We start from the raw sequence: 18896 nt of genomic DNA, 5'->3' as shown, positions 1-18896 counted from the left end.
AAGCTGGCATGCAGCAAACGGCACATACCGCTTTGCTTAATACTTGAGTAAAATTATAAAAACGCTTTAAAATTTCGCTTAAATTTCTCTCGATTTATAGGAATTTAAGAGTTTTTAAAATATATTTTCGCATCTTAAATTCACGGAAAAGATCATGCAAAATTTTCTCGACAAACTCACCGCCACAATTGACGCAATCAACTCCTTTTTGTGGGGTCCGTACTTTCTAATCGCCCTACTTTGCGGCACCGGCGCGTATTTTACGGCGCGCTTGCATCTGGTGCAGATTTTTAAATTTAAAATGGGTGCGCGCAAGCTTTTCGGCAACTTCTCCCTGCATGGCGAGGCTGCGGGCAAAAGCGGCATGAGCTCGTTCCAAGCCGTCGCCACGGCAATCGCCGCGCAGGTCGGTACGGGCAACTTGGTAGGCGCCAGCACCGCGTTAGTAATGGGCGGACCGGGCGCGATATTTTGGATGTGGTGCGCGGCGTTTTTGGGCATGGCGACGAACTTTGCAGAGATCTGCCTGGCTCAAATTTACCGCACCAAGGACGACAGCGGACACATGATCGGAGGGCCCGCGTTTTACATCAGTCGCGGACTTAAAAACCCCCTAGCCAAGCCTTTAGCGGCGTTTTTTGCGCTGGCCATCATCTTTGCTTTGGGTTTCATGGGCAATATGGTGCAAGCAAACTCCATCTCCGACGGCTTTAGCAGCGCATTTGGAATCCCGAAGTGGGTGAGCGGCGCAGCATTGGCGCTCATCTGCTGCGTCATCTTTTTCGGCGGCGTAAAAGCGATCGCGCGCGTAGCCGAAAAGGTCGTGCCACTAATGGCGATCTGCTACGTACTCGTTGGTCTCGTCATCATCGGCTCAAATTTCGATAAAATTCCATCCGTCATTGCGCTGATATTCAAAGCTGCTTTCGATCCATCGGCTGCTTGGGGCGGCGCTACGGGCGCTACGATCGCCACCGCGATGAGATACGGCATCGCGCGCGGGCTCTTTTCAAACGAAGCGGGCATGGGCTCGACGCCGCACGCACACGCCGCAGCGAACGTCAAACACCCCGTAGATCAAGCCGTGCTCGGCATAATGGGCGTTTTCGTCGATACCTTCATCGTACTTAACATCACCGTTTTTGTGGTGCTTAGCACTGACGTAGTCACCTTCGAAAACGGTAAGGCGGTATTTTCGGGCATCTCGCTGGTGCAAGAAGCCTTCGCATCGCAAATTTTAGGTCGCAGCGGCGGCTACGGCTTCGTGGCGATCTGCCTGTTTTTCTTCGCATTTACCACGATTTTGGGCTGGTATTACTTCGCCGAGATTAACGTGCGATACCTCCTGGGCGCAAAATTCGTCAAGCTCTTGCAAATTTTAGTCGTCGCATTCGTATTCATAGGAAGCGTGCAAAAGATCGACCTCGTCTGGGGGCTAGCGGATATGTTTAACGGACTGATGGTGATCCCAAACCTAATCGCGATCATCCTACTTAGCCCCGTCGTCGTGCGGCTTTTGAGCGACTTTAACGACGGCAAAAGCTACGACGCAAACGACTACAAATAACACCGCGCGCTAAATTTCAAGCCCGCACTTGAAATTTAGCGCAAAATCGCCGCAAAATTTAGAATTTTAAAATTCTTTTCTAGCTAAAATTCTTGCCTAAAATTTTATGATCTAAGGAGAACGGATGCAAATTTTAAGGAGCGAAAAATGCCAGTTTTAAAGGCATTGCTGACCGGGCAACCGCGCGCTTACGGCGATGAGCGTGCTACGCAGCCTCTAAAAAGGCGCTGGGAGACGGCGATTTTTAAGCAAGCTAGAGCGGGCGAAGTGCACGCAAATGAGCTTGGATTCGAGGGCGACGCGGTAGCCGACACGCTGCATCACGGCGGAGAGGAAAAGGCGATTTTTGCCAACTCGTTGCAAAATTACGCCGCGTGGGAGAGGTTTTTGGGGCTTAAAAATCTAGCTTACGGCGCAATGGGCGAAAACCTCACGATCAGCGGACTACACGAGCAAAACGTATGCATCGGCGATGTGCACCGCATAGGCTCGCTGGTACTGCAAGTAAGCCAGCCGCGCAAGCCCTGCTACAAGCTCTCAATGCGCTGGGGCAACGTGGAGATGACGGCGGAGATCGCGCGCAGCGGACTTACCGGCTGGTACTACCGCGTGCTGGAGGCGGGCTCGTGCCGTGCGGGCGACGAGATTTACGTCGTAGAGCGCGACCCCGCTACGATGAGCGTGATGGAACTCAACCGTCTATTTTACGGCGAGCGTATCGATGAAGGGCTGTTAGCAAAATTTAACCTGCTTACGACGCTTACGCCAAAATGGCGCGAGGACATGCGCCGCAAGCTGGAAGGCAGCTACGACGACAGCTTTATGCGGCTATAAAATTTAGCCTCGAAGCGGCGTTTTAAAACAGCAAAGTAGTGCCGCGCCTTGTTAGTTTTAAAACGGTCTCTTGGTGCGGATTTTAAAAATACTTTCTAGCGAGCCAGCCTGCAAAATACTTTTTTGCTTGAGTATTTAAAACATCTTCTAGGCTTTCGGTATCAGCGCGCAAAACTACTTCTTAAGTGCAAGCATAAATTTAGGCTAAATTCCAAAAACGAAATTTTAATTTAATCCACGCCTCACGCACGCAAACGATCTATTCTCGCACTCTGTTTTGCAATACGATACAGGCTACAAACGGAATTAAAAATGCAAATTTAACCGCACTTAGAATTTAAGCCGCTATGAAATCTAAATTTAATCGCACATTAAAAGCCGCGCGTGCGCTCTTTGTAAATTTTAAAATTTAAAAGCGGTAAATTTAATCCCCTTGCTACGCAACGAATTTTCCATAAAAGCAAAAAAGAAAATTATTTACTCGCGCGACGCACTCATCTCGCGCATTCAGCGGCGTGGCTCTTACGCTGTAAGCGAGCTTCCTTAAAGCTTATAATGCATGCCGAATTAGACATGTCAGATGTTTTGCCAAGCGCCTTTCAAAGCTCATTCATAGCGCTCGCCATAGATAGAATTTCGCGTGGAATTTTGTGCGGTGCGGTAATAATTACGACCTTTAAAAAACGCGCGCCGCAGCCCAAAAGCCTATTTCAGCTTTTTTAAAACCGCGCGCTGTATGGCTCAAAGTCCACTCCTGCGCTCACTCCACTATCGTGATCCCTGCATCTGCGCAGGCTTTTCGCGCCTTTTTTGATATGCCGATGCCGGTCGTCTCTATTTTCTTAAGATTAACGAAGGGCGCAAGCTCGGCGGCGTCAATGTTTTTAATGTCGAAAAGCTCATCCTCGCCGTCCCAATCAGGCGCGATTTGCAGGTAAATTTCGTTTCCGCCGTCAAGATATAGCTCGCTCACCTGCTCCGCCAGATTTGCGGGAATCGGATAGTCTTTAAACCACTTTTTGGCTTGCGGTAGGGCGCCAAAATCCGCATACGGATCGATACCGCGCTACTCGCAGTACTCAAACACGTCAAATTTGGGCTGTAGCAGGGCTTTTTCATACATCAGCTCGTTCATCACGGCGATTTTGAAATTGAAATTTTTAAACAGGAGCGTCTCGCCGGCCGCGCGCGGAAGCTTAAATTTATCGCTCGGCCTGCGCTTTACCTTTTTCGCCTTCTGATTGATGCAGACGCGCCCTATCGGCATTTTCGCAGCTCGCACGATATCTGCGATCTCGTCGGTGTCGCGCTTAGCGAAGCGCTCGGCAAAGTCCATCGCGCCTATGCGCTCCTGCACGGCCTCGGCAAGAGCTAGCGAGACTTCAAATTTGCCTAGGCTAAGCTCCAAAAATATATATGCGCCGCGCAGCTCCTGCTCAGGCACGGCCTCAAGCGGCGGTCTGCCATCTATCGTGAACGCGCCGCCGTATAGCTTTCGCGGAACCTCGTGCTGCACGCCCTTTGCAACCTCAAGCATCAAAATTATCTCGGCAAGCTTCGGTTCTGCGAGCTCGCCTACGCGCACAAAGGCGAAAATCCCCGCCTCATCCCAAAAATAGCGACTTTTGCCCTCTCCGTCATCGATCACGCGCGGCTGACCCAAGGCTTCGTTAAACTTAGCTAGATCAAACTCACAGTTTACGCCGCCGATGAAAATGCCATCCGGACGCACATCGATGTCAAATTTTTGCTTTTTAAAAATGCCAAACAGTCCCATTTATCGCTCCTAATTTTGCGTTAAATTTCGTTTTAAAATTTTTTCAAAAACCCATAAAAATCATCTGCGAAAAGCCTATCCTCGCTCTCCACGTAGTCGCGCACATAGACCTTGTATTCACACGGCGCGTCGCCTGCTCGCTCACTCGCTATCTTTTTCGTCGCTCCGCTTGCCGCCTCGCTCATTGTCGCGCCTGCAGCTTTGCACGTCGTTTCATCTGGAGCTTCTGCATTCATATCGCACGCCGCATCCGGCGATCGCTCCGCGCGCGCTTCGTCGTCCAACGCCCTATTTTCTGCACCGTCGGCTACCGTCGCGACGACTGTATCGCTCGCAGCTTTGCCACTCGTGCTCTCCGCCGTCTTGCCGTGCGCCGTGTTTGGCGAGCCATCCGCTATGTCGCTTGCGGGCGAAATTTTAAAATAATACTCCTCGTCCTCGAGCTGCAAAAACACGAGCTCGTCCGTGGCAAATAGGCCATTTTTTAGATTTACCTCATACGTGTAGCAGATATCGGCGTCGGCATCCTCCGCAAACTCGGGCGGCGCGATCGTTTTTAGCTTCGTCCCCGCCGCACTGACGCTAGCGTATCTTAGCAGCATCTGCTTGTAGCTCGCAGGAAGCGCGAAACCGAGCCGCCGCTGCGCCTGCGCGATCCACGCAGGCTCTATGTCGCTGCGCCCCGCTGCCGTGATATTTTTAGATTTTTGAATAAGTTTTTCTATCATTTTGATCCCATTTTGAGCGAGAAATTTTAACGCCTTAGCACACCAGACGTGCTGTTTACATAAACCCGCGGGTATTTAGCGCGGCTTTGAAAATCTAAATTTAAAAGCTCGCGCAGCTTCAAAACCAAAGCGAGCCGTTTAAAATTTCGAGCAGCCCGCGTCCAAATTTTAACCGTAAACGCGAACCGGCAGAGTTCTAGCGATCCAAATTTAGTGCTAAGCCCTAGCCAGCGCTATTACTTCGATCTCCACAAGCGCGCCTTTGGGGAGCTTGGCGACCTGCACCGTACTGCGAGCTGGCTTGTGCTCGCCGAACGCCGCTGCGTATATCTCGTTCACCGCGGCAAAATCGCCCATATCGGCCAGAAAAATCGTCGTTTTGACGGCATCTTGCAGCGTCGCGCCCGCCTCTTTCAATATCGCGGCGAGGTTTTGCAAAACCTGCCTCGTCTGCGCCTCCACGCCGCCCGCGACGAACTCGCCGTCCGGCTTAAGCGCGATCTGCCCCGAGGTAAAGATGAGCCCGCCCGCCTTGATCGCCTGAGAGTACGGCCCGATGGCCTGTGCCGCATCGGGAGTCGAAATAATCTGCATACTAAATCCTTTGTGAAAAATTTCGTCCATTTTATCGCAAAATATTTTAACTTTGTTTTAGGCGGCGGAATTTTGCGAGCAAGATTGCGGGTGCAGCGGGTACGATGAAATTTAATAGGTACGAGAGGTTGGCTAAATTTCGGCGGGCGAGGCGAAACAGATACGCGGTAATGCGACAAATTAAATGGCATGGATAGACAATCGCCTACGATATCAGAGTGAAACGGCAGGCGCAGCGGTGCGGTTAAATTTATCGCGCAAATACAGCTAGCAATAGGCGAGGGGCTAGCGCGGAAAGCGAGCCGTGGCAGCAAAACGGCAAAATTTAAAATAGCTGATGGTCGCAGAAAATAGCGTGTGGAAGTGCGGCTAAATTTAATCGATACGAGTACGGCGGCGAATCTGCACAGCAAATGGTTGAACTGTCGGCACGAGCGCAGGGCGAGCAAAACGGCTTGCTAACGGTGGCGTATATTTTAAAAGGCAAATAAGCGGGAAAGAGGCGTGCGTGACGGTGCCCGATTAAATTTCATCAATGCGGGGCACGATAACGCCGCGCTCTCGGCAATACGATGACTCTATCGGCAACACCGAATGAATGGCATGGCGATACGACGAAATAGATACGGGCAGTGTGGCTAAATTTGACTGATGCGAATGGACGAAACTTCATCGGCATCGTTGTGTAGCAAATCAAATCCTTGCACCATCAAGATGGCAATGTCGTGACAGCAAAACCGAGCCGCCCACGGTAGTGATACGGGCGGCGGGGCGGTAAAAGCAGCGCTAAAATCGCTACCATCGCAGCAGAAAGAACAGCGCCGTCATAAAAAAATCAGTGCGACACCGCGCAACGCAATTAAAATCCTCGCAGTAGCAAGCGCGGCAACGAAGTTGTCGATGTAGCGGAGCAAAATCAGCGATATCGAAAAAATAAAATCAAAGACCTCGCAGCAAGCGAAGCCTTCGACACAACGGCAACAGAATCGACATCGCAGCAGCAGAAAATTAGCGTAGTCGTGACAAGATCAACACAACGCTACGGTAAAATCGACGCTGCAGTAGTAAATTGGCAGTATCGCAGTAAGTTCGGCGCAACACTGCGGCAAAATCGGCGCCGCAGTAACGAAATCAACACTGCCGCGGCGGCAAGATCGGCGCTGTCGTAGCATATCAACGAGGGTTCATAAAATTTTACGCGAAATTTTATACGAAATCCTGTATAAAATTCTATGATTTTGACTTTAGATTGGCCTGTGATGGGCCCTCAACCAGTCTGCAATCAACCCGCGATCGATCCTCAACCAGTCTGTAATTAATTTGCAATCAGTCCGTAAAGTAGCTTTAAAATCGTAGCGGCAACGACGAGCAGAAGCATCTTGCGCACAAATTTCACGTCGCATCTCATCACTAGGCTTGAGCCTGCGAAGCTGCCCGCGATCTGTCCGACCGCCATCACCGCTCCGACGAGCCATAAAATTTGCCCGCCGATAATAAAAACGCCCAAAGAGACGATGTTTGAGGTGAAATTTAAAACCTTCGTGTGTGCGACCGCCTTTTTCATATAAAGCCCTAAAATTCCCACGAGAGCAAACGTCCAAAACGAGCCCGTACCAGGACCAAAAAATCCGTCGTAAAACCCTAAAACAAGCCCAAAAATCGCGTAAAAGCTCTTTTTTGACATCTTGGGTTTGGCGGGCGCTTCGCCTAGGTTCGGCGAAAAAATCATATAAAAGAAAAGCGCCAGCAGCAGGATCGGAATGAGGTAGTTTAGGAATTTCGCATCGATTAGAAGCAGGACATAAGCGCCGACGAGCCCGCCTACGAACGTAAAAATCACGCCGCGCAGGATCTCCGCCGCATCGACGTAGCCCTTGCGGATGAAATTTAAAGCGGCGGTGAAGCTTCCGAAGCTGCCTTGAAATCTATTTGTGGCGATCGCTACATGCGGCGGAACGCCCACGGCAAGCAGCGCAGGCAGCGAAATCAACCCGCCGCCGCCCGCGATCGAGTCGATAAATCCGCCGAAAAACGCCGCCGCAAAAAGCACCGCGAACTGCCAAAGCTCAAGCTCCATCTTTGTCCTTTTTTTTCAAATCACGCAGGCACGTGCTATGAACGCCTGTCAGAATTCTCGCAATTACGATCGCAAACCGCTCATACGCCGCAAAGTGCATACAAGCGCCTGCTAGAATTTCGTGAAATCCTATAAAATTTCGCGGAATTATATCGGATTTTGCTGCGCCTCTCTACTTAAATTTTATGAAATTTACCGCACGATTGCCGTTTTAGCTCCATGCATTTTATCGCGTCGCGCACAAGCTGCAAAATTTCATAAAATTTAAGCAGCACAAGGCTGTGGAATTTTACCCAAATTCTACAAGATAGCCCTATAAATTTATGCGGCTATCCGTAAAATTTGTGAAATTTTACGAAGCGATCTTTTGCTAAAATTCCATGAAATTTCGGCGCGTTGTACTTAAGGCGTACGGCAAATCCATAAAGCCAGCTCCGCTTATGCGGCAGCACAGCGCGAAATTCCGCCGCACACCCGCTCCAAAGCTTCATAAAATTTCATCGCCCCGCTCGTATCAGATAAAATTTCGCCAATTATTCCGCAGTTTTATCTAAACTCGCCGCTTAGTTCGGGTAAAATTTTATCTATCTCGCCACTCTGCCCGAGGCGGTACAGCGCGAAGTCGTATTTGATGGGATCGCTCGAATCGAAGCGCCTTAAGCTTTGCGTAAGCTGCAAAACCGCCTCAAAATCGTAACTCTTGCGATCGATCAGCCCAAGCTTAAGCGAAACTTTATGCGTATGGGTATCGAGCGGGATGAGGAGGCGCGATTTTTCGATCTTTTTGTACAGCCCCAGATCGATGTCGCTGTCGCGCACCGCCCAGCGCAAGAAAAGATTGTAGCGCTTGTACGGCGACGTGGGCTTTTGCGCGAAGCTGCGCCCGAAAAAAAACTCATACCCAGGACTGCGGTAGGGATTTAATCTGTAAATCTCGCCGATTAAAAAATTTATCCCGTCCTCGATCAGTCCGCTTTTTTGCATGCCGAAAAGCACGCTCTCTTCGATGCTAAGGCTGTTTTTAAGCCGCTTTAAAGTTATAAAAATTTCAGCGACATCGCGCGAGCTTTGAAATCTATACTTTTTGCCCGCAAGCTCCGCTCTCATGCGCTCATCGCTCCCGTCCAAAAGCGAAAAATCAAGCGAGCGGAGGAATTTTAAAATTTGAGCCACGCTCCCGTAAGCAAACAGCGCGCAGATAAGCGCCGCGACGTCGTTTCGATGCCGCTTTGCGACCTGCAGCGGATCGGGCGCGCCGAAAAGATCCGCGTCGCAATTTTTCAAATCGGCGTAATAATCTAAAATTTGCTTTAAGCTTTTCATTTTGCGTAGTAACTCATCGTCGTAGCGCCGAATTTGCGCGATTTAAGCAGCGCGAAATCGCCGATTTTAGGCGGCAGCTCAAGCTCGCTCATATGCTCGATCGCGATTAGCAGCTCACACTGCGCGCAGCTCAGGCGCGCTATCAGCGCCAACACCCGCTCATAAATCCCGCCAAAACCCTGCCTGATCGCAAACGGCGGGTCCAGATATACAAACACTATGTGCGCGGGATCGGATACGGAATTTTCTTTGGAATTTGCGATATGGCTTTCGCTAGAATTTGCAACAGAACATTTGCCTAAATCGTTTGCAGCAGAGCTTTCTCCTAAACCGCAGGATAGATTTTCACGGGAGTTGGCGGCGAAATTTTTTCCTGAACCACGGGTTAAATTTACGTTTGGGCGTGAATTTTCTCTGCACTTGGGGCTAAATTTGCCGTCAGAATTCTCAGCAGAATTTTTTCTTGAATCATAGATGAAATTTGCGCTTGAATATAAACTTTCTCCGCAACTAGTGCTAAAATTTTCGCCTAAATTTAAAATTTCTTTCTCTTCGCAACTCGCGCCTAAGCCCGTACTGCGATTTGCGTCAAAATTAGAGCTCTCGCCGCATTTTGAGCTTAAATTTAAGTTGCAATTAGCGGTCTCGGTGCCGCTCGCGTCGTATTTCGAAGCGCAGTTATCGTCAAACTTTTCGCTAAAGCTCACAGCGTCCGTAGCTAGCGAATTCACGCAGTATTTTATACTAGAAGCACCCGCATAATCGCCAATCTGAGCACAACCGCCAAAGCTCTCCATGCCTGCGCAATCAGCATTTGTACCGCTCTGCGCGCCATTTTGCGCGCTGTCAAGCACACTACTTCGCGTGCCGCATTTAGCTAAATTTTTTACGCCGCTTTGCGTGCCACCTTCCGCTTCTACGCTTTGCGCGGCGCGGTATCCGTCCTCGCCCTGCTCTACGCTACTAAAGCTTTTGCGACAACCCTCTTTTTCGCTGCTTGAATTTTTACAGCAGGCGTCGTCATCGGCATGGTTTTTGAAATTTTTGCCGCTTAAATTTAACAAATTCCCGCACGAGCATCCGTTCGTGCCCGCTTGCAGCTCGTGCAAAATTTCAGGTAGTCGTTCGAAGCAATCGCCCAAAATCGCATTTGCGCCGAGCCCGAAAAGCTCGAAATTTTTCCGCATTATTTTATGCGCGGCAGCGTCCTTTTCGATCGCATAAACGTTTTTTGCGCCGTTACTTAGCGCCTCAAGCGCCATCGCGCCGCTACCGCCGAAGCACTCGATAAACGCCGCGCCGCGCAACTCCGCCCGCCAAGTATCGAAAAACGAGCCCTTTACGATGCTTTTCGTGCTGCGCGTACTCGAAAGCGCGGGCAGAGTAAGCTTTTTGCCCTTATAAATGCCGCTTGAAATTTGCGTAAAGAGCGTGCCGTCAGGTTTGGAAAATTTAGCCATTTTGCCTTCTTAAAATTTCGATGATTTTTTCCTTAAACTCATCAAACAACGCGCAAATTTCCTCTTCCGCCGCATCGTATCCGCTAAGATCCCGCTTTAGCAAACCTTGGAAATCCTCCAGCTTCGTTAGCAAAGTATTCTTTGAAAATGGTAGCGTCAAATCTCCGTCCTCGCCGATTAAAAATAGCGGTTTTGCCGAGCTTTGCGACTCATCGCTTATTACAAAGTCGCAATCCTGCGCACTTGTAGCGCAGTCCTTCAAAAACAGCTCCAGCGTCTTTTGTAAAATTTCGCAGTCGCAATCGATAAAAGCTTTCATCAAAGCCCCTTTTTAAATTTTATCATCTTAAACTTTTCGCCAAACTCCGCGCGCAGGTGATTGAACTGCAAAAGCGCGTTATGATAGCCCCTCTCGCCGCTTTTTTGCATAAAAAGCTCTAAAAGCTGGACCGCGCCGAAGTCTATGAGAGCCGCGATCTGTCTTTTAAAATCCGCCGTCACGGCGCCCGCATCCTCAAACGCTGCGCGCAAAATTTCAAAATTTACGTCATAGGTAAGATCGCTCTTGCCGTAAAAATCGCTTAAGTTTTGCACCTCAAAGAAGCTAAAAACCTCGTGGTTTCGGTAAATCCGCAGGCTAAAATCGCCGCTAGCGCCCATCTGTCCGTAATCGAAGGCTATGAAATAAAACCGCTGCGCGCTGGCGCAAATTTCGCGGGCGAAGCGAAAATATCCGACCGGGATTTCGCCGCGCGATATGCCAAATCTGCGCGCGAGGGTTAAAATTTCACGTTCTTTTATGGGAGCAAATTTTGCCGCGCCGCTTTCGATAAAAAGCATATTTTCGCCGTCCACCGCCTCGCATTTAAAGGCGTCAAAAAGCTCGTTTGCCACAAAGATCGCATCTTTAAATTTCGCCTCATGCGCGCTTGTGAAATACTTTAGCGCGATCTCGTCGCCGAAGCTCTCCGCAAAGCTCGCCCGCTGCAGCTCGCGCAGGCGCTCGTGCGGCTCGATAATTGCAAAGCTAAATCTATCAAGCGCCGCCACGCCGCCTAGCGTAAAGATAGCTTGCGCTATGTCGCAAAGCAGCCGCCCGTCGTGCGAGCCGATCTCTACGATAGCGATTTTAGCGTTATTTTGCGATTTTTCTGTGAGCACAGCATCTGAATTTAGCTCGCATGCCGCCTCAAGGTCTTGCCGCGATGCGCCCAAGCTTGCCGCCGCATCTAAGCTTAACGCTTGCGTCGCACCAAAATCCGCGCTTAAGCGTAAAATTTCGCGCGCGATGCAGATCCCAAAGAAGCTTCCTATGCTCACGGCGGTGTAAAAATCGCCGCCCTTACCGATTTTAGCGCCATTTGCGTAGTAGCTCTCATTTAGCCAGCCCTCGAAAAAATCGCTAAATTTCACGCCCGCACTATCTCGTCCAGGCTCTTGCGTAGGCGCGCAAAGCCCTCTTTGATCTCCGGTTTTTTGATATTTAGCGCAGGCAAAAATCTAAGGGTGCGCTTGCCGGATTTCAGGATCAAAAGTCCGTTTTGCAGGGCTTTGTTAAAGATCTCGCCCAGATTTTTTTCATCGCGTAGCACGAGGCCTTGCATCAGACCGAGCCCCACGCGTTTTTCGATCAGGCTAGGATAGTCTGCGGCGATAGCGTCTAGTTTTTTGATAAATCTTTTTATGGTCTTATCAAGCTTGCCGCTCGCTTTTAAAAACTCTAGCTGCGAAAGCACCGCAAGCGCCGTAGAGGTCGCCAAAAAGTTACCGCCGAAGGTGCTGCCGTGCTCGCCCGGAGCAAAAATATTTTGCTGCGCCACGCACGCGCCGATCGGCACGCCGCCCGCAAGACCTTTGGCAAAGGTGATGATGTCGGGGTGGATGCCGTAAATTTGCGACGTCGCGAACTCGCCCGTGCGATATACGCCGCACTGCACCTCGTCGGTGATCAAAAGCAGCTTTTTCTCTTTCAAAACCGCCGCCAGCCTTTGCACGCTCGCCTTATCCAGAGGTTTAATGCCGCCCTCGCCCTGGACTAGCTCGATCATCACGGCGACGCTATTTTCATCGATATGCGCGATGATATCCTCGATATCGTCGAAAAATTTAAACCCGGGCATATAGGGCGCAAAAATTTCCAGATGAAATTTCTCCTGCCCCGTAGCTTGCAACGTCGCTAGTGTGCGCCCGTGGAAGGAATTTCGCAGAGTTAGAATTTCAAATTTCTTATTAGGGAAGTTTACGGTGCCGTATTTGCGCGCCATTTTGATCGCCGCTTCGTTCGCCTCCGCACCCGAGTTGCAAAACACCGCGTATGTGCGGTATCCTAAAAGCTCGCTAATCTTTTGAGCCAGGGCTTCTTGGGGCAGAATTCTATAGATATTTGAGCCGTGGATGATCTGCGCGGCTTGCGTGCCGATCGCTTCAAGCACGATTTCATTTGCGTGCCCCAGGCAGTTTACGCCGATGCCCGCGCCAAAATCTACGTAGTCCTTGCCCGCTTCATCATAGACTATCGAGCCCTCGCCTCTTACCAGCGCCACGTTTACGCGCGCGAAATTATCCATCAAATAGTTCATTTTTTATACTCCACTTTAGGCAGATGCCAAGATTTGTAATAAGCCACCATGCGAAACGCAACCCCTAAAACCAGCAAAATAAGCACCGAAACTACGCCGCTAAGCCCCAATCCATCAAGCACGAAATATATCAAGCCCACGCCCATGCTTATCGTGCCATAAAGCCCCGTATGCAAAAACCACGGCACTTCGTTCAGCAGCACATCGCGCAAGATGCCGCCGCCCACGCCGTTGCAAAACGCGATCAGCACCACGCCGAAAACGTTATGATTATAGCTTAGCGCAACCATCGCCCCTACGATCGAAAAACTTACGACGTCGATCGCATCGGTTAGAATAAATAAAAATTTACCCTCCAAATCGCGGTTCTCGTAAAGTTTGGCAAAAATGGCTACGGCGCTTACCGCGAGCACGATGGTTACGGGCGCATAGTGCGTAAACGAGTAGATCTCGCGGCTTACTAAGGTATCGCGCATGATCCCGCCACCAAGCGCCGTCAAAAATGCCGCGATAAAGATCCCAAGCCAATCGCAGCCCTTTTTCACACCGAATAAAAACCCGCTAAGCGCCGCCGAAGCGATGCCCACGCACTCCGTAAGCTCTAAAATACTCATATCACAACCCGCTAAAATCCTTTTAAAAACGCATTTTACAACAACTAAATATAAATTTCGGTAAAGCGCAACTAAAGGCTTAAGTGGGATTAACCTTAAATTTAAACAATTTTTATATCATTAGTTAATTTTATTTTGGGTAAGGAGCGTTATGAATGAACAACTCAAAGATGCATTGCAAAACGCAAAAACTGCACTAGGGCGATTGCACAAAGAGATCAAAGGTAAGATTAGTGCGTGGCGCTACGTTGTATTACAGCAAGATATAGCCACTCTATCTGATCAAAATAAGAGGATTAAAAGCGAAATGGAGCTTGTTAAAATGGCGGCAGCAAAGTATATAGAGAATTTGGACTCCAAGCTAAAATCGAGTGAAAAGGAGTTGTTAGACGCCCTAGATGAGCTCAAAATCGCAATCGACGATCTAAGCAAAAAAATCAAATAATCTCTCCAAATTTAATCCATACTTTTGTAGCGCGGATTGAAGTCCGCTCTTTTAATCACTCAAATTTCATTTAAAATTTAGAGTGAAAAGCCCGCCGGGAAATGCGTAAAATAGAATTTAAAGGCGTCTGCGGCTTCCACTTCGTCGTAAAACTCGCGGGATAAAATTTTAAAAGCGCAAGCTTATGCAAGGAGGAATTTCGCAACGCGGAGAAATTCGCGACGCTACGAGGTGAGCGCGCGAAGTAAAATTTCAAGTGATTTAAAATTTCAAGCGAAGAGAAATTTTAAATCACTTGAAATTTTAAAATTAGCTCCGATCCTGTGCGCGGCGGCTTAGAATTTCAAAACCGAGCGCGAAAGGATTTTGGTAAAATTTAAACGAAAGCTATGCGCTCGCCAGACGAGACGGCTTGAAATTTCAAAATTTCACACAGTTAAAATTTCAAGCGAGCTGCCCGCATTGAAATTCCAAAGCGCGGCTAAATTTTAAACCCGCCACTCGCGTTAAAATTTCAAATTTTGCGCCACTTAAAATTTCAAAATTTCGCGGCACGTATGCAGCCGAAATAACGCCGATTTATGCGCAAGCAAATTTTAAAATCACGCTTCAAGGCAGCCTCTCTTTTAAAATCTTCCAAGTCCCTGGCATTGCCAGCAGTCCATTGTGCGGCGCGGCGGCTATTTCATAAAATAGATCGCCCGCCTTAAGAGACCCCGCAAGATCATACGAGTGATGCACGGGTATCAGCTCATCTGCGGCTCCATGGATGAGCGTGATCTGCGTGCCGCGTGCCGCTTGCAAAAATTCCGCAGTCGGAATCTTATAGCGGATCAAAAATTTCGGCACAAAGGGGATTTTTTCGTGCGCGAGCCGCTCGAAGCTAAAATATGGCGCGAGCAAAATCAGCCGCGCCGCATCCCACTTCGCAGCCTGCTGCGCGGCGATGCCGCTTCCGATCGAGTAGCCGATCATCGCGAGCTTTCTTGGCGGATGCTGCGCTAAAACGTAGCGGCTCATCGCGTCCGCGCTCGCAAAAAGCTGCTGCTGCGATGAAATTTTGCCGTCCGATTTGCCGTAACCCGGGTAATCGAAAATATAAAAATCGTATCCCAAAGCCGCAAAATCCGCGCCGTATGCGCCCCAGCCGCTCACGTCGCCGAAGTTGCCGTGAAAGAACAAAATCGCGCCTTTAGGCTCTGCCGCGCTAAATTTCAGCCCGTTTATCGCCCCGCCCTCAAACGGGATATTGATCTCTTGGAATTTTATCGCAGCAGTATTTGCGTTATTGCCCGCAGCGGCGTTTCCTGCGGCGTTTTTGCCGCCGCGCTCGCTGCTAGTTTGAGCGTTTTTGTTTTTGATCTCACCCGCTACGGCGCCGTTTTCCTTTACGCCGCCAATCGCCGAAGCGCTTTCGTCCGCGACGCCATTTATCGCCGCGCCATTTTGCGTAGCGGACATCGATGCCTCTAAATGCTCGCCGTTCTCTGGCGCATTCACAAGTCCCGCAAATTCGGAATTTTCAAAGCTAAATTTAAAATTTTTATCCAGCGGCTCGCCCAAAAATATCAGCCGCTCCTGAAAGATATAAAGTGCCGCCGCGATCGCCGTACAGAGACACGCCGCGATAATACACAGCCTAAGTAAAACCCTCATCGCCGTCCTTTAAATTTAAAGCCGAGGCGCAAAAATACGCAACGGCACGTGAAATTCCGTCTCGCCGCTAAGCTTTAAACTCGCTCAAAAACCACTGAAATGCTAGGATCAGCCCCGGCGCGCGCACGATCTTTTCGTCGAACATAAACTCTCGCACCTTGGCTGCAGGAAGGTAGAAAAGCTCGATCTTCTCGCCGTCCACGCCGCCGCCGGCTCCTAGCTTCATCGATTCGTCGATACGCGCGAAGTATAAAATTTGGCGGTTTGCCGCAAAGCCCAGGGCGCTGTAGTAGCTCGTGATAAATTTCAGATCCTTCACGGCGTATCCCGTCTCTTCGAGCACCTCTTCGATCGCCGTTTGCTCCTCGCTGATACCCTTGTCCAAAATGCCCGCGCAAAGCTCATAGGTGTAGCCTTTCTCAGGCGAGTTGATTAAGCCTTCCTCTTGATAAAACCACACGCTGGGGCGAAACTGCTTGACGAGCAAAAGCGCGTCGCGCTGCGTATGATAAAGCAAAATCGAGACGCTATCGTGCACCTTGACGCAGTCCCACGCGCGCGCTACGCCGTCCATCTCAAAATTTAAGCGAAAGGGTTTAACGAAATTCGAGCTTTTAAGCTCGGAAATTTTAAAATTTTTTATAGTAGTATCCATGTCGCAAGTCCTAAAAAGCTAAAAAATCCCACGATGTCCGTCACCGTAGTAAGCAGCACGGAGCTGCCGACGGCGGGGTCGATATTTAATTTTTTAAGCGTGATCGGAATGACGGCGCCGAAAAGCCCGGCAAGCGTTAAATTTAGCACCATCGACATCGCAATCACCAGCCCCAAAAGCTTAATGCCGAACCAAAAATACGCCACAAACCCCATCAGCGTGGCAAAGATTAAGCCGTTTATAAAAGCGATTGTGATCTCGCGAAAAAGGACCTGCTTTTTGTCTTTAAACGCTATCTCGCCCAAGGCTAGGCGGCGCACGGTTACCGTAAGCGCCTGCGTGCCGGTGTTGCCGCCCATGGAGGCGACTATCGGCATAAGCACGGCGAGCGCGACCAGTTTTTCGATAGTGGCGTCAAAAAGCCCGATGATCGTAGAACTTACGATTGCCGTGCATAAATTTACCGCTAGCCACACAGCGCGCGCGCGGCCCGCCTTAAAGATCGTAGTCTCATCATCCTCTGCTTCGTCATCGACGCCCGCGAGGTTGTAAATTTGCTCGGTGGCGCGCTCTTGGATGAGATCGTGGATATCATCGGCGGTGATACGCCCGATAAGCACGCCGTTAGCATCGACAACGGGGATGACGTTAAGATCGAATTCTTCAAAGTCCTTGATTACGTCGTCGATCTTGTCTGTATCGGTGGCGAAGTGGATTTTATTTTCGGCGCCGAATTTTTGTGAAATTTGCTCCAGCGTGAGCGAAAAATCGTATAAAATCAGATCGGACGTCGAAAAGGTAGTAAGCAGGTGCCCTTTTTTATCGAGCACAAAGAGCTGAAAGACGTTCTCGATCTCGTCCTTTTCGCGCATAACGCGTAGCATCTCAACCGCCTGCCCCAGGGTCTGATCTTGCCTCGCGCTAAAGACCTCGGTCTGCATATACGCGCCCGCCTCATCTTCGCTATATTTGGAGATAGTAAGAATATCGTGGCGATCGTCCTCGTCAAGCCCATAGAAAATCTGCTCGGCCTTGTCCTCGTCGATTTCGCCGATGTTTTGCAAAAGCTCCGCCTGATCGTCGCTTTCGAGCTCCTCGATCGCTTCGACGATCTTTTCGTGAGGCAGAGTCTCGATGACGTCTTCGAGCATATGCTCGGGCATCTCAAGCGCAGCATCGGCAAGATCCTCAGGATCTAGCTTTTTTAAGAATTCTACGTATTTTTCTTCGTCGTGCTTCTTTAGAGTTTTTAAATGCTCCGTAAGATCGGCGGCACTCAGCTCATGCTCAAGCGTATCGCCTAGATGCGCATCAAGAAGCGCTTTGGCTTCCTCGACGTCGTCCAGCTGCTCTTTATTTTCCATTTTTGGCCTTAATTTATCGTGATAAGCGACTCGTAGTTTTCAAATTTAGCAGGGTTTTTCGAGCCGTCTTTAGCCGCAGCCATTCTGGCGTCCATATCTTTGACGAGAGCTTTAAATTTAAGCTCTTCGGCGCTTATGACGTTAGTTTTTTCAATCTTGACTACTTTAAGGGGATCTATAGCCTGCTTATTTTTATAAAGTCCGAAGTGCAGATGCGGTCCCGAACTAAGCCCGGTCGAGCCCACATAGGCGATTAACTGACCTTGCTTGACACTAACGCCTGCTTTTGTGCCGCTAGCAAAGCCACTAAGATGTGCATAAAGCGTGCTAATGCCGCCGCCGTGGTTGATTTCAACGGTATTGCCGTAGCCGTTTTTACGCCCTACAAAGCTAATCTTGCCCGCTCCTGCGGCATTTACCCTAGTGCCTTTGGGCGCTGCATAATCCACACCCAGATGCGCGCGATATCGCTTTAAAATCGGATGAAATCTTTTAGGGGTAAAATACGATGAAATTCTAGTATAAATAAGCGGTGTAATAAGCAGAAAAGATTCGACCTTTTTACCGCTTCGGTCGTAGTATTTATCGTCGAAAAAATATAGCGATTTGGGCTTTTTATTTTCCTCGATCATTCCTGCGGTGATATTTACTCCGCCAAAAGGTTTGCCAAGGCGCGTTTTTTGCTCATACAGGATCACGAGCCGATCGCCCTTTTGCAGCTTTTTAAAATTTACCTCATTTTTAAAAACAAGCATAAACTCATTCGCTAAAGCCGCATTGCCCGTAGCTTTGATGATATCTTGATAGGGTGAGCTTTCGATCTGAATTCCTAAAGAGTAGCTGTTTTCCTCATAAACTATCGGAGTATAAACGAATCTAAAAGTGCCGAATTTATCGCGGTATATGTGAATCTGAAGCTCCTCGCTGACGGGGATTAACAGCTGGGAGACGCGACCTGCTGGATCACGCAAAATTTGACACTCCACGCCCGCTCGCACCTCAGCGGCAAGCTCCTGATCCTCTTTATCCAGGTCGTAATATACAGATGCGGGGATGCCCGCAGTCTCCATAAATTGCAGCAGACTCACGCCATCGGGCCAGGCAAACTTCTCTACGCTGGGGTTGTTCGCAAAAACTACGCCTATCCACAGAAAAAGCAATATAAAAATTCTAGTCATATAAAACCGCTTTGAAATATTATTTTAAGGCGGGATTGTAACGAA

21 protein-coding genes and 1 pseudogene are annotated in these 18896 nt (G+C 49.4%); 5 read left to right on the top strand and 17 right to left on the bottom strand.

Translation table 11 applies throughout. The features are described from left to right. Positions 1 to 154 precede the first annotated feature (154 nt). The 3 genes from Q0101_RS09220 to Q0101_RS09210 all read left to right on the top strand — a co-directional run bounded on the left by Q0101_RS09220 (position 155) and on the right by Q0101_RS09210 (position 3124). Positions 155 to 1567 (top strand): sodium:alanine symporter family protein, encoded by a 1413-nt coding sequence (locus Q0101_RS09220; protein ID WP_297944733.1) that lies wholly within the window; start codon positions 155 to 157, stop codon positions 1565 to 1567. Positions 1568 to 1714: 147 nt separating this feature from the next. Then, positions 1715 to 2401, top strand: a complete 687-nt coding sequence (locus Q0101_RS09215; protein ID WP_297944730.1) for an MOSC domain-containing protein — start codon at positions 1715 to 1717, stop codon at positions 2399 to 2401. A gap of 555 nt (positions 2402 to 2956) precedes the next feature. Continuing rightward, entirely contained in the window at positions 2957 to 3124 is a 168-nt protein-coding gene (locus tag Q0101_RS09210) for a hypothetical protein (protein WP_297944727.1), read from the top strand. Positions 3125 to 3161: 37 nt separating this feature from the next. Here Q0101_RS09210 and Q0101_RS09205 read toward each other — a convergent pair whose 3' ends face one another. From Q0101_RS09205 to Q0101_RS09145, 13 genes and pseudogenes are all read right to left on the bottom strand, one after another. Then, complete coding sequence (locus Q0101_RS09205) at positions 3162 to 3374, bottom strand: hypothetical protein (protein WP_297944725.1); 213 nt, start codon at positions 3372 to 3374, stop codon at positions 3162 to 3164. A 93-nt stretch (positions 3375 to 3467) separates the two neighbouring features. After that, positions 3468 to 4178, bottom strand: a complete 711-nt coding sequence (locus Q0101_RS09200) for a hypothetical protein (RefSeq protein WP_297944722.1) — start codon at positions 4176 to 4178, stop codon at positions 3468 to 3470. Between the two features lie 32 nt (positions 4179 to 4210). Continuing rightward, positions 4211 to 4906, bottom strand: a complete 696-nt coding sequence (locus Q0101_RS09195; protein WP_297944719.1) for a hypothetical protein — start codon at positions 4904 to 4906, stop codon at positions 4211 to 4213. Positions 4907 to 5122: 216 nt separating this feature from the next. Next, positions 5123 to 5500, bottom strand: a complete 378-nt coding sequence (locus tag Q0101_RS09190; protein WP_297944716.1) for a RidA family protein — start codon at positions 5498 to 5500, stop codon at positions 5123 to 5125. Between the two features lie 1315 nt (positions 5501 to 6815). Beyond that, positions 6816 to 7577 carry a TSUP family transporter gene (locus tag Q0101_RS09185; RefSeq protein ID WP_297897422.1) on the bottom strand — a complete coding sequence of 254 codons (762 nt, stop codon included), beginning with the start codon at positions 7575 to 7577 and terminating at the stop codon, positions 6816 to 6818. A gap of 329 nt (positions 7578 to 7906) precedes the next feature. After that, entirely contained in the window at positions 7907 to 8068 is a 162-nt protein-coding gene (locus tag Q0101_RS09180; protein ID WP_297944713.1) for a hypothetical protein, read from the bottom strand. A gap of 55 nt (positions 8069 to 8123) precedes the next feature. Next, on the bottom strand, positions 8124 to 8900 hold the full coding sequence (locus Q0101_RS09175) for a TIGR02757 family protein (protein WP_297944710.1): 777 nt from the start codon (positions 8898 to 8900) through the stop codon (positions 8124 to 8126). Beyond that, the gene (locus tag Q0101_RS09170; protein WP_297944865.1) at positions 8897 to 9697 is read right to left on the bottom strand and encodes an RsmD family RNA methyltransferase; all 801 of its coding nucleotides are present in this window, start codon (positions 9695 to 9697) and stop codon (positions 8897 to 8899) included. The genes Q0101_RS09175 and Q0101_RS09170 overlap by 4 nt, the downstream gene beginning before the upstream one ends. A gap of 309 nt (positions 9698 to 10006) precedes the next feature. Then, positions 10007 to 10360, bottom strand: a pseudogene (locus Q0101_RS09165) (RsmD family RNA methyltransferase); the annotation flags it as partial. Then, positions 10353 to 10679, bottom strand: coding sequence for a hypothetical protein (locus Q0101_RS09160; protein WP_297944707.1), 327 nt, complete (start codon positions 10677 to 10679; stop codon positions 10353 to 10355). The pseudogene Q0101_RS09165 and the gene Q0101_RS09160, both read right to left, overlap by 8 nt. Next, positions 10679 to 11773: an SAM-dependent methyltransferase gene (locus Q0101_RS09155; protein WP_297944705.1), complete on the bottom strand. Its 1095-nt coding sequence runs from the start codon at positions 11771 to 11773 to the stop codon at positions 10679 to 10681. Before Q0101_RS09155 ends, Q0101_RS09160 begins: the two co-directional genes overlap by 1 nt. Next, positions 11770 to 12939: an acetylornithine transaminase gene (locus Q0101_RS09150; RefSeq protein ID WP_297944701.1), complete on the bottom strand. Its 1170-nt coding sequence runs from the start codon at positions 12937 to 12939 to the stop codon at positions 11770 to 11772. Before Q0101_RS09150 ends, Q0101_RS09155 begins: the two co-directional genes overlap by 4 nt. Further along, the gene (locus tag Q0101_RS09145; RefSeq protein ID WP_297944697.1) at positions 12936 to 13553 is read right to left on the bottom strand and encodes a TRIC cation channel family protein; all 618 of its coding nucleotides are present in this window, start codon (positions 13551 to 13553) and stop codon (positions 12936 to 12938) included. The genes Q0101_RS09150 and Q0101_RS09145 overlap by 4 nt, the downstream gene beginning before the upstream one ends. Before the next feature lie 151 nt (positions 13554 to 13704). Between Q0101_RS09145 and Q0101_RS09140 the strand changes: the two genes are divergently transcribed. Both Q0101_RS09140 and Q0101_RS09135 read left to right on the top strand, forming a co-directional pair. After that, entirely contained in the window at positions 13705 to 13998 is a 294-nt protein-coding gene (locus Q0101_RS09140; protein ID WP_297944694.1) for a hypothetical protein, read from the top strand. 366 nt (positions 13999 to 14364) lie between these two features. After that, a complete protein-coding gene (locus tag Q0101_RS09135) occupies positions 14365 to 14490 on the top strand; it encodes a hypothetical protein (protein ID WP_297944691.1) in 126 nt (41 codons plus the stop codon). A 117-nt stretch (positions 14491 to 14607) separates the two neighbouring features. Here the strand turns inward: Q0101_RS09135 and Q0101_RS09130 are convergent, their stop codons facing one another. From Q0101_RS09130 to Q0101_RS09115, 4 genes are all read right to left on the bottom strand, one after another. Beyond that, positions 14608 to 15654, bottom strand: coding sequence for an alpha/beta fold hydrolase (locus Q0101_RS09130; RefSeq protein ID WP_297944689.1), 1047 nt, complete (start codon positions 15652 to 15654; stop codon positions 14608 to 14610). Positions 15655 to 15721: 67 nt separating this feature from the next. Further along, a complete protein-coding gene (locus Q0101_RS09125; RefSeq protein WP_297944687.1) occupies positions 15722 to 16309 on the bottom strand; it encodes an NUDIX hydrolase in 588 nt (195 codons plus the stop codon). Further along, the gene (gene mgtE / locus Q0101_RS09120) at positions 16294 to 17673 is read right to left on the bottom strand and encodes a magnesium transporter (protein ID WP_297944684.1); all 1380 of its coding nucleotides are present in this window, start codon (positions 17671 to 17673) and stop codon (positions 16294 to 16296) included. The genes Q0101_RS09125 and mgtE overlap by 16 nt, the downstream gene beginning before the upstream one ends. A gap of 8 nt (positions 17674 to 17681) precedes the next feature. Then, entirely contained in the window at positions 17682 to 18851 is a 1170-nt protein-coding gene (locus tag Q0101_RS09115) for a peptidoglycan DD-metalloendopeptidase family protein (RefSeq protein WP_297944682.1), read from the bottom strand. Positions 18852 to 18896: the final 45 nt, after the last annotated feature.

Origin of the sequence: uncultured Campylobacter sp. (genome assembly GCF_937921625.1) — a bacterium.
GTDB lineage: Bacteria > Campylobacterota > Campylobacteria > Campylobacterales > Campylobacteraceae > Campylobacter_B.
The sequence above is the reverse complement of the archived record's forward strand: the minus strand, read 5'-3'. Positions and strand labels throughout refer to the sequence as shown.

Bases quoted from the DNA above. Each gene is read 5' to 3' on its own strand.
- Q0101_RS09220 (WP_297944733.1), top strand. From the start codon at position 155: ATGCAAAATTTTCTCGACAAACTCACCGCCACAATTGACGCAATCAAC.
- Q0101_RS09215 (WP_297944730.1), top strand. From the start codon at position 1,715: ATGCCAGTTTTAAAGGCATTGCTGACCGGGCAACCGCGCGCTTACGGC.
- Q0101_RS09210 (WP_297944727.1), top strand. From the start codon at position 2,957: ATGCATGCCGAATTAGACATGTCAGATGTTTTGCCAAGCGCCTTTCAA.
- Q0101_RS09200 (WP_297944722.1), bottom strand. From the start codon at position 4,178: ATGGGACTGTTTGGCATTTTTAAAAAGCAAAAATTTGACATCGATGTG.
- Q0101_RS09195 (WP_297944719.1), bottom strand. From the start codon at position 4,906: ATGATAGAAAAACTTATTCAAAAATCTAAAAATATCACGGCAGCGGGG.
- Q0101_RS09190 (WP_297944716.1), bottom strand. From the start codon at position 5,500: ATGCAGATTATTTCGACTCCCGATGCGGCACAGGCCATCGGGCCGTAC.
- Q0101_RS09185 (WP_297897422.1), bottom strand. From the start codon at position 7,577: ATGGAGCTTGAGCTTTGGCAGTTCGCGGTGCTTTTTGCGGCGGCGTTT.
- Q0101_RS09180 (WP_297944713.1), bottom strand. From the start codon at position 8,068: ATGAAGCTTTGGAGCGGGTGTGCGGCGGAATTTCGCGCTGTGCTGCCG.
- Q0101_RS09175 (WP_297944710.1), bottom strand. From the start codon at position 8,900: ATGAAAAGCTTAAAGCAAATTTTAGATTATTACGCCGATTTGAAAAAT.
- Q0101_RS09170 (WP_297944865.1), bottom strand. From the start codon at position 9,697: ATGGAGAGCTTTGGCGGTTGTGCTCAGATTGGCGATTATGCGGGTGCT.
- Q0101_RS09160 (WP_297944707.1), bottom strand. From the start codon at position 10,679: ATGAAAGCTTTTATCGATTGCGACTGCGAAATTTTACAAAAGACGCTG.
- Q0101_RS09150 (WP_297944701.1), bottom strand. From the start codon at position 12,939: ATGAACTATTTGATGGATAATTTCGCGCGCGTAAACGTGGCGCTGGTA.
- Q0101_RS09145 (WP_297944697.1), bottom strand. From the start codon at position 13,553: ATGAGTATTTTAGAGCTTACGGAGTGCGTGGGCATCGCTTCGGCGGCG.
- Q0101_RS09140 (WP_297944694.1), top strand. From the start codon at position 13,705: ATGAATGAACAACTCAAAGATGCATTGCAAAACGCAAAAACTGCACTA.
- Q0101_RS09130 (WP_297944689.1), bottom strand. From the start codon at position 15,654: ATGAGGGTTTTACTTAGGCTGTGTATTATCGCGGCGTGTCTCTGTACG.
- Q0101_RS09125 (WP_297944687.1), bottom strand. From the start codon at position 16,309: ATGGATACTACTATAAAAAATTTTAAAATTTCCGAGCTTAAAAGCTCG.
- mgtE (WP_297944684.1), bottom strand. From the start codon at position 17,673: ATGGAAAATAAAGAGCAGCTGGACGACGTCGAGGAAGCCAAAGCGCTT.
- Q0101_RS09115 (WP_297944682.1), bottom strand. From the start codon at position 18,851: ATGACTAGAATTTTTATATTGCTTTTTCTGTGGATAGGCGTAGTTTTT.